The sequence below is a fragment of the Serratia sp. (in: enterobacteria) genome, from assembly GCF_046715635.1.
In the GTDB taxonomy this organism is placed as follows: domain Bacteria; phylum Pseudomonadota; class Gammaproteobacteria; order Enterobacterales; family Enterobacteriaceae; genus Chania.
In genome coordinates this window covers 1-7,479 of the sequence record NZ_JBKJYW010000386.1, presented here as the reverse complement: position 1 = coordinate 7,479, position 7,479 = coordinate 1, and the positions used below count along the sequence as shown (strand labels likewise).

General features: G+C 56.7%; 7 protein-coding genes. 3 read left to right on the top strand and 4 right to left on the bottom strand.

The annotated features are described in order from the left end of the window. From ACLQ7H_RS20070 to ACLQ7H_RS20060, 3 genes are all read right to left on the bottom strand, one after another. Positions 1-730 (bottom strand): molybdopterin-dependent oxidoreductase (locus ACLQ7H_RS20070; RefSeq protein ID WP_411754191.1); only part of this gene is annotated, 730 nt, incomplete at its 3' end. Between the two features lie 12 nt (positions 731-742). Next, positions 743-1,903: a NapC/NirT family cytochrome c gene (locus ACLQ7H_RS20065; protein WP_411754190.1), complete on the bottom strand. Its 1,161-nt coding sequence runs from the start codon at positions 1,901-1,903 to the stop codon at positions 743-745. A gap of 227 nt (positions 1,904-2,130) precedes the next feature. Next, the gene (locus ACLQ7H_RS20060; protein ID WP_411754189.1) at positions 2,131-2,550 is read right to left on the bottom strand and encodes a nucleotide triphosphate diphosphatase NUDT15; all 420 of its coding nucleotides are present in this window, start codon (positions 2,548-2,550) and stop codon (positions 2,131-2,133) included. 251 nt (positions 2,551-2,801) lie between these two features. Here ACLQ7H_RS20060 and fruB point away from each other — a divergent pair, with 251 nt between their 5' ends. Genes fruB through fruA form a run of 3 tightly spaced genes read left to right on the top strand, consistent with a single transcriptional unit; the run spans position 2,802 to position 6,573 of the window. After that, positions 2,802-3,935, top strand: coding sequence for a fused PTS fructose transporter subunit IIA/HPr protein (gene fruB, locus ACLQ7H_RS20055; RefSeq protein ID WP_411754188.1), 1,134 nt, complete (start codon positions 2,802-2,804; stop codon positions 3,933-3,935). Continuing rightward, positions 3,932-4,870, top strand: a complete 939-nt coding sequence (fruK, locus tag ACLQ7H_RS20050) for a 1-phosphofructokinase (protein ID WP_411754187.1) — start codon at positions 3,932-3,934, stop codon at positions 4,868-4,870. The genes fruB and fruK overlap by 4 nt, the downstream gene beginning before the upstream one ends. A 14-nt stretch (positions 4,871-4,884) precedes the next feature. Next, positions 4,885-6,573, top strand: a complete 1,689-nt coding sequence (gene fruA, locus ACLQ7H_RS20045) for a PTS fructose transporter subunit IIBC (protein ID WP_411754186.1) — start codon at positions 4,885-4,887, stop codon at positions 6,571-6,573. Between the two features lie 64 nt (positions 6,574-6,637). On the opposite strand, the gene nfo is transcribed toward fruA, so the two are convergent. Continuing rightward, positions 6,638-7,477 carry a deoxyribonuclease IV gene (gene nfo / locus ACLQ7H_RS20040; protein ID WP_411754185.1) on the bottom strand — a complete coding sequence of 280 codons (840 nt, stop codon included), beginning with the start codon at positions 7,475-7,477 and terminating at the stop codon, positions 6,638-6,640. Positions 7,478-7,479 lie beyond the last annotated feature (2 nt).

Here is a 7,479-nt window from a genome sequence, read left to right as displayed (position 1 = left end):
TCAGCGTAACCATCGGGTTACAGCCCCACAGGATCACCAGTTGGCTGTTGTCGATGACGTTTGGCCAGGCGGTTTGCTGTTCGTAAACCTCCATTGACCCCATCACGTGCGACATGATCACCTGTGCGGCACCGGTAGAATAGTCACCGGCATAGCCTAGGAAGCCGCCGCTCAGGTTCATCAGGCGTTGCAGCAGGGTACGGCTGTTGTGCAGCATACCCACGCTTTTCCAGCCGTAAGAACCGGCATAGATCGACTGCGGGCCATGATCTTTCTGCAAACGGACGATTTCGTTACCGACCAGATCGATAGCCTTATCCCAGCTGACGCGCACCCATTCATCGTTGCCGCGCAACTCGGTGCGGCTGCCAGGGCCGCCTTCCAACCAGCTTTTACGTACCATTGGGTACTTGATACGGTTTTCCGCATGGACCTGGTGGGGGGCCATGGTGATCAGGTCGTTCGGGTAAGGATCGTCTTTGACTGGCAACACGCCGACCATTTTTCCGTCTTGCACGATGGCTTCAAATGCGCCCCAGTGCGCGCCGGTCAGAATGCCTTTTTGTGCCTGGCGTAAGGCCACGAACTGTGGCAATGCCTGGCTGATGGCTTCCGCCAACGCTGATTTAGGCCACAGACCCGCAAATAGTGGCACGGCGGCCAGGGCGCTGGCACCGGTCAGGAAACGACGGCGGCTCATGGCTAATGGTTGTTGTTGGTACTTGCTCATTTCGCTTCTCCCTTAACTTTTGGCCGGTGTGGCAGATTGCATATCGCTGGCATGTTTCTGAACGTACTGCGTCAGAACGCGCAGTTGTTCTTGCGACAGCGAGGTGCGAGGAGCCATACCTTTAATCACGCCGATCCACTGGTTGGCGTTGAAGCGATCAAGGGCGGTCAGGCCGTGGCAGCCGGTACAGTTCGCGGACATCATATCGGCGGTGTAACGCCAGATTTTCTGCTGATCATCGATCAGTTGCTTACGTGGCAACCAGACCTGCAATGAAACCTGATGCCAGACCAGGCCGGTTTCGGCATCGGTCATGGTGCTGCCGGTTTTCAGCAGTTTGCGCGCATCTTCGCCCAGCAGAACGCTGAGGATACGTTTACCTTGCGCGGCGTAGAACACTTCGCTGACGCCATCCTGTTGCCAGCCGCTGACGTCTACCAGCACCTTGTCACCTTCCTGTTTCACGACGTGAACTTCGGTTGATGGCATCAGATTACCGGCATTATGTGTATCGTCGGCTTTCAGGAAGAACGGTTCGGTGGCGATGGTGAACAGCGTGGTGGCGGTGGGTGAGGTTTCCGCCGCGGCTTTCGCCAGTTCGGCAGCACCGGCCTGTGCGGCACCGCTCATATCCGGCAGGATATGCGCTACGCCCTTGTGACAGTCGATACAGGTTTCGCCCTGCTTGATGGCCACCGGGTGCTGAATACGGGCTTCAGGACTCTGGGCGGTGATATCCATGGCATCGAAACTATGGCAAGAACGGCAGGTGGCCGAATCGTTTTCTTTCAGCGTTTTCCACACCGATTGCGCCATGGCCAGCTTATGGGCTTCGTATTTTTCTGGGGTGTCGATTTTGCCGGTCATTTCGCCGTAAATGTCTTTCACCGCGCGGATCTTGGTCCACAGGTAATCGAGCGGCTCATGAGGGACGTGGCAATCGGCGCATTCAGCGCGGATCCCCTTGGAGTTCTGGAAGTGGACACTGCCTTGATATTCGGCCAAAGGTTGTTGCATGGTGTGGCAGGAGACGCAGAAGGCGGTATCGCTGGTTTTATGGAACACCGTTGCGGTCCCCGCCAGCAGTGCGGCACCGAGAATAATCCCGATCACCAAAATCCAAAGCCATCCCCACCGGCGTCGCTTTTCAAAGCCAGCTTGTTTTTTGCTCATATTGAACCCACTTATCGTTATGAAATACCAAGGAAAAACTTGCCAAAAGGTTTCGACACCAGGTCAAAAACACCTGGATAAGTATAGGTATTTTCGCAAAAGAAACCTAATACCTTAGGGGTATTTACAGTGAAAAGTAGAGCGATTGAGCAATAAAGTAGCGTTATATTCTAATTTATATAATGCTCTGCTTTAGATGAACAGAGGAGAAATTGGAGGGAATAACGTCACGATATAGGCAGATATACCTGTTGGCTCAACCATAGGTGGATCGCTGTTCTGCTCGCTTCAAAATGGGGCTCCGGCAGGTCGTGCGGGGAACACCAGCGCCATTCAGCACATTTATCTGGTTCTCTCAGCTCGGCTTCTCCTCCTGGATGCTGAACCAGCATACAGATCGACACCGTATGTTTTCCCTCTGCGCGCCAGGTTTGCAGATTATTGCTGACGCCAATAAAGCTTGGCGGAGCAATCTGCAACCCGGTCTCTTCGGCGATTTCGCGTTGGGCACACTGTTCAAAGGTTTCCCCCGCGTCCAGATGACCCCCGGGGATCGACCAAAAGGGGGCATGGGTGCTGCAGCGTTTCCCCAGCAGGATTTGCCCTTGAGCGTTAACGATAATAACCCCGATACCGGTAGCAACCATGTTGTTATTTTCCTTCAGCACTGTTTCAGCACAGTATGCCATTTTCCGCTGTGCGCGGGGGCTTTAGCCAGAAAAGTGTGCGTGAGGTCAAAAAACTATCACGTCGAGATCGAGAAAACTTGCTTTCGATGATAGCTGCTCACACACTGATTGAAACGTTTCAGCGTCATCGATGGCCTGGTTAGGCGATGGGTAACGCTCCTTTTTCTTAACTTGGCTGAAACGATTCAATTCAGCAGGAGAGGAGAACCATGTTCCAGTTGTCACAGCAAGATATTCACCTGGGAGCTGCCGCTAGCGGTAAACAGGAAGCCATCAGGCAGGTAGCGGCAGCGCTCACCTCTGCCGGATGCGTCAGCGCCGCCTATGTTGACGGCATGCTGCAGCGCGAGCTGCAAACGTCCACCTATTTGGGCAACGGCATCGCCATTCCACATGGCACTACCGATACCCGCGATCTGGTGCTGAGCACCGGTGTGCAGGTATTTCAGTTTCCGCAGGGCATCGAATGGGGCGAAGGCCAGACGGCCTATGTGGTGATCGGCATTGCCGCGCGTTCCGATGAACACCTGGCGCTGCTGCGCCAGCTCACGCACGTGCTCAGTGATGACAGCGTAGCTGAACAACTGGCAAAAACGACTTCAGCCGAAGAACTGCGCAGCCTGCTGATGGGCGAGAAGCTGGCGGTTGAATTCAAGTTTGATGCCTCACTGATCTCTCTTGACGTGGCCGCCGATTCGCTGATGACGCTGCAAGCCTTGAACGCGGGCCGTCTGCAAAAAATCGGCGCGGTTAACGCCCAGTTTGTCAGCGATGTGATCACCCGTAAGCCGCTGAATCTGGGGCAGGGGATCTGGTTGAGTGACAGCACCGAAGGCAACCTGACCAGCGCTGCCACCGTCAGCCGCCCGGCACAGGCGTTTGATGAAGAGGGCGAAAAGGTCGCGCTGTTGCTGACCGTCGCCGTCGCCGATCAACAACCGCTGACGGTGCTGAACTACTTAAGCGATCTGTTAGTGAGCCAAAAAGCTGAACGCTTGCTGAACGCCGATGCGGTGGGCGTGCTGGCGTTACTGACCAGCGAAGTTGCTGAAGAAAGTGCGGTGCTGAGTGCGGAATATGTGGTGCGCAACGAGCATGGCCTGCATGCCCGCCCAGGCACTGCGCTAGTCAACGTAATCAAACAGTTCTCCAGTGACATTACCGTCACCAATCTCGACGGCAGCGGTAAACCGGCTAACGGCCGCAGCCTGATGAAGGTGGTGGCACTGGGAGTGAAAAAAGGTCATCACCTGCGCTTTACCGCCAGCGGTGATGATGCTGAAGCGGCGCTGAAAGCCATCGGCGAAGCCATCAGTGAAGGTCTTGGCGAGGGTGCAGCATGAGCAGAAGAGTAGCAACCATAACCCTGAACCCGGCTTACGATCTGGTGGGCTTTTGCCCGGAGATTGAACGGGGTGAGGTTAACCTGGTAAGAACCGCCGGTCTCCATGCGGCAGGTAAAGGGATCAACGTTGCCAAGGTACTGAAAGACTTGGGTATCGACGTCACCGTTGGCGGTTTCCTTGGTAAAGACAACCAGGATGGTTTCCAACTGCTGTTCAGCGATTTGGGTATAGCCAACCGTTTCCAGGTGGTCCCTGGGCGTACGCGTATCAACGTGAAGCTGACGGAAAAAGACGGTGAAGTGACCGACTTCAACTTCTCCGGTTTTGAAGTGACGCAGCAGGATTGGGAACGCTTTGTGGCGGATTCCCTGAGCTGGCTTGGCCAGTTCGACATGGTGGCGGTCAGCGGTAGCTTGCCTGCTGGGGTGGCCCCGGAAGCCTTCACCGAGTGGATGACCCGCCTGCGCGCGCAGTGTCCGTGCATCATTTTTGACAGCAGCCGTGAAGCGCTGGTGGCCGGGCTGAAAGCCTCGCCGTGGTTGGTAAAACCTAACCGTCGTGAACTGGAAATCTGGGCAGGCAAACCCTTGCCGAAGTTGGAAGATGTGGTGGAAGCCGCTCACGCCCTGCGTGAACAGGGCATTGCCCATGTGGTGATCTCACTGGGTGCCGAAGGCGCGCTGTGGGTTAACGCCTCTGGTGCCTGGATCGCCAAGCCGCCAGCCTGTGAGGTGGTCAGCACCGTGGGTGCCGGTGATTCCATGGTCGGCGGCCTGATCTACGGCCTGCTGATGCGTGAATCCAGCGAACATACCTTGCGCTTGGCCACTGCCGTGGCTGCCCTGGCGGTGAGCCAGAGCAACGTTGGCATCACCGATCGCCCGCAGTTGGCCGCGATGATGGCGCGCGTCGATCTGAAACCCTTTAATTAATCGCAGGAGTCAGAATGAAAACGCTGCTGATGATAGACAGTTCGCTCGGGCAGGCTCGTAGCCACCTGGCGAAACGCATGCTTGAGGCCGCCGCGGCCAAAACCGGCCTGACGCTGGTTAACACGGCTAACGAGGCCGAACTGGTGGTGGTGGCGGGTGTTGCTGCACCGGCTGACGCCGAGCTGAACGGCAAACAGGTTTATATCGGTGATGTGGAACACGCGGTGCGTGAACCCGAAGCCTTCCTGGCCACGGCCCAGGCGCAAGCCAAACCGTATCAGGCTCCGGCCCAGACGGTTGCACCGGCAAAATCCGCCGGTCCGAAACGCATTGTTGCCATTACCGCTTGCCCGACCGGCGTTGCGCATACCTTTATGGCGGCCGAAGCCATCGAGAGCGAAGCCAAGAAGCGTGGCTGGTGGGTGAAAGTGGAAACCCGTGGCTCCGTGGGTGCCGGGAATGCGATCACCCCAGAAGAAGTGGCGGCGGCCGATCTGGTGATTGTCGCGGCAGATATCGAAGTGGATCTGGACAAGTTTGCCGGCAAGCCGATGTACCGCACCTCAACGGGTTTGGCGTTGAAGAAAACAGCGCAGGAGCTGGATAAGGCACAGGTAGAAGCCGAGATCTTCCAGCCGCAAAAAAGTGGCAGTACCGCGAGCTCAGGCAAGAAGAAAGAGAGTGCAGGGCCTTATCGCCACCTGCTGACCGGCGTGTCTTACATGCTGCCGATGGTGGTGGCGGGCGGTCTGTGTATCGCGCTGTCGTTCGTGTTTGGTATCAAGGCGTTTGAAGTACAAGGTACGCTGGCTGCGGCGCTGATGCAGATCGGTGGCGGTTCGGCCTTCGCGCTGATGGTGCCGGTTCTGGCGGGCTACATTGCGTTCTCCATTGCGGATCGCCCTGGCCTGACGCCGGGACTGATCGGCGGTATGTTGGCGGTGAGTACCGGTGCGGGTTTCCTCGGCGGTATTATTGCCGGTTTCCTGGCGGGTTACGTGGCCAAGGCCATCAGCGGTAAGCTGCGTTTGCCACCGAGTATGGAAGCGCTCAAGCCGATCCTGATTATTCCACTGGTTGCCAGCCTGATCACCGGTTTGATCATGATTTACGTCGTGGGCACGCCCGTAGCCAAGATCATGGTCGGCCTGACCAACTGGCTGCAATCGCTGGGCACCGCCAACGCGGTACTGCTGGGCGCAATCCTCGGTGCGATGATGTGTACCGATATGGGCGGCCCGGTGAATAAGGCGGCCTATGCCTTTGGTGTGGCGCTGTTGAGTTCTTCGGTCTACGCACCTATGGCGGCGATTATGGCGGCAGGTATGGTGCCACCGTTGGCGATGGGGCTGGCTACTATTCTGGCTCGTCGCAAGTTCGAGAAGTCTGAGCAGGAAGGGGGCAAAGCCGCGTTGGTGTTGGGCCTGTGCTTTATCACGGAAGGGGCAATTCCGTTTGCGGCTCGTGACCCGATGCGCGTTCTGCCGTGCTGTATCGCTGGTGGAGCCCTGACCGGTGCGCTGTCGATGGCCTTCGGTGCAAAACTGATGGCACCACACGGCGGTCTGTTCGTGCTGTTGATCCCTGGCGCTATCTCGCCGGTGCTGCTGTATCTGCTGGCAATTGTGGCGGGTACTCTGCTGGCGGGCGTGGCCTATGCGGTCCTTAAACGCTCTGAAGCGCCGGTAGCCACGGTAGCATAACGGCAACCACGAAATAAAAAGCCGGCATCTGAAAAATGCTGGCTTTTTTAGGTCCGTAGAAAAATTACTGCTGTGCTTTCAGCCAGGCAATCTCCTCGGCCCAGATATCCGGGTTCACCGTCTCCAGGATCAGCGGGATGTTATCAAAGCGCTCGTCGCGCATGATATAGCTGAACACGGTCTTACCGATATTGCCTTCACCCAGGCTGTGGTGGCGGTCAACCCGGCTGCCAAATTGGCTCTTGGCATCGTTAAGATGCATACCGCGCAGGTAGTTGAAGCCCACCACGTCGCCCAACTCTTTAAACGTCTTCTGGCAATCCTCTTCGCTACGCAGATCGTAACCGGCGGCGAAGGCATGACAGGTATCAATACAGACGCCGACGCGGCTCTTGTCTTCCACACCGTCGATGATCGCCGCCAGATGTTCAAATTTGAACCCCAGATTGCTGCCTTGCCCGGCGGTATTCTCAATCACGGCGGTGACGCCCTGGGTTTTATCCAGCACGATATTGATTGACTCGGCGATCCTTGCCAGGCATTTATCCTCATCGATCTGCATCAGGTGGCTGCCCGGGTGGAAGTTCAGCAGCGTCAGCCCCAGTTGTTCACAGCGTTGCATTTCATCAAGGAACGCCTCGCGGGATTTGTCCAACGCTTCAGTTACCGGGTGACCCAGGTTAATCAGATAGCTGTCGTGCGGCAGAATTTGCCCTGGGCCGTAGCCGTACTGTGCGCAGGCACTTTTAAACTTGTCTATCACGTCTGCAGGCAGCGGTGCGGCCTTCCATTGACGCTGATTTTTAGTGAACAGGGCGAATGCGGTCGCCTCTAATTCGTGTGCGCGGATCACGGCCTGATCTACGCCGCCAGAAGCGCTGACGTGTGCACCGACAAACTTCATTC